Below are 1,402 nucleotides of genomic sequence, written 5' to 3'. Positions count from 1 at the left end.
CATAATAAGTCGCTAGATAACGCTAATAATAGTAGCTCTATCTGCTAGATCTCGGGCTCTGGCTCTAATTTATTAATGGTGACAATTAAACCGATTGCCGGGTGATCTAAATAATGAATTTCTCCATATTTTAAGCGCCGGCTTTGGTGTAAACGGAATACCTGACTAGGTATCCTGGAGGAAGAGTGCTTGCTTAAAACAATTTCGTCTGGCTTGTATGCTTGTAGCAATGAATCAGTTTTGTGTCGAATAGTGCTGGTCGAAAGTAGCCAGTCGAAAATGTTTCGCTCTGGATAAAACAAAAAACTGGTAAGAAATAAATCTGCTTCGATGTGCATGTATCGGGAACGTTTAATAGTAAGCGTTCCCTCTAGGTGAGTTTCACCATAATAGCTTTCATTTTGAACTACATCGGTCAGCGCAGATATACGAAGTGGGGGTAATGTGCTGCCTGGTTCCATGGCTTGTTGCCAAGCGCCATATTTAATGACGCGTACATCCCTACTTTTATTTAATTTTGAAAGCGCATCATTGAGTTGCATTGATGAACTATCAAGCTGTTCATATTGGAAGTTCGATAAGGTTTCTAAACCTTCGATCAAATGAGTGTATTGTGAATGCCGAGGTGGATTGTAGGGAACAAGATTAAACTTTCTATTCGCTTCGACATGCCCCTGGTGAGTAAAGAGAATGTATTCTACCTGGAATATTTCTTCGCTGAAATCTTCAGCATAAGCATGGTTAATCGTGAAAGACAAAAGAAATAGCGCGAGTATTCGAAAACAGAGCTTGTAGAGAGTATTCAATGTTAACACGTGCGTAAAAGCCTCACCTTCTTACAGGTTGGAGTGAAATTAGCTGAATACTACCATTCTCATTACTTAAAGCCAGAGAAATTTAAGCCTTGAATCCAAACCTTTCGAAAAGAAATGAGCTAGAAGAAATCACCGATGTAATTATTGAGTACGTCACCTTTTTGCACCTTTGGTTTGTCTGTACTCATGTCTACAGGTTTTTCTGTAGGCTCTACCGCTTCGGTAGGCGAGTGTGCCACAAATGCGGGGAGCTCGCTTGCTAAACTACTTTTCGTGGTGTGAACATGGTTAGCACCCTCTAAAGCAGTCACGCGGTAATAGTAACGCCCGCGATATGCTGCAAGGAAAACTAAGCAAAGTGTTAACAGTTCGAAAAGGTGAATGAGCATAATTGTAAGTTGGTACTCTAAGCAATATGTCAGTGTCTGCGTAAAAGTGAAGCGGTATTCTATTGAATAACGTGCATCAGATCAGCTAATTATAGTTGATTTTACAACTATTTTAAATTTGTGGCTGTGTTTTGGGCTTGTTAGTGAGGTGTGGTAATATCCGCGCCAAATTAATGGGGTTGAGGTTGGTAAGTTATG

At 40.3% G+C, this 1,402-nt stretch carries 2 protein-coding genes; both read right to left on the bottom strand.

All coding sequences use genetic code 11. The features are described from left to right. Positions 1–44: 44 nt before the first annotated feature. Positions 45–815, bottom strand: a complete 771-nt coding sequence (locus tag A3729_RS28530; RefSeq protein ID WP_068507104.1) for a CsiV family protein — start codon at positions 813–815, stop codon at positions 45–47. A 119-nt stretch (positions 816–934) separates the two neighbouring features. Then, positions 935–1,126, bottom strand: coding sequence for a hypothetical protein (locus A3729_RS28525; protein ID WP_156498006.1), 192 nt, complete (start codon positions 1,124–1,126; stop codon positions 935–937). Between the last annotated feature and the right edge of the window lie 276 nt (positions 1,127–1,402).

The organism is Oleiphilus sp. HI0043 (genome assembly GCF_001634935.1).
Note: the sequence above shows the minus strand (reverse complement) of the source record. Positions and strands in the feature narration are given on the sequence as shown.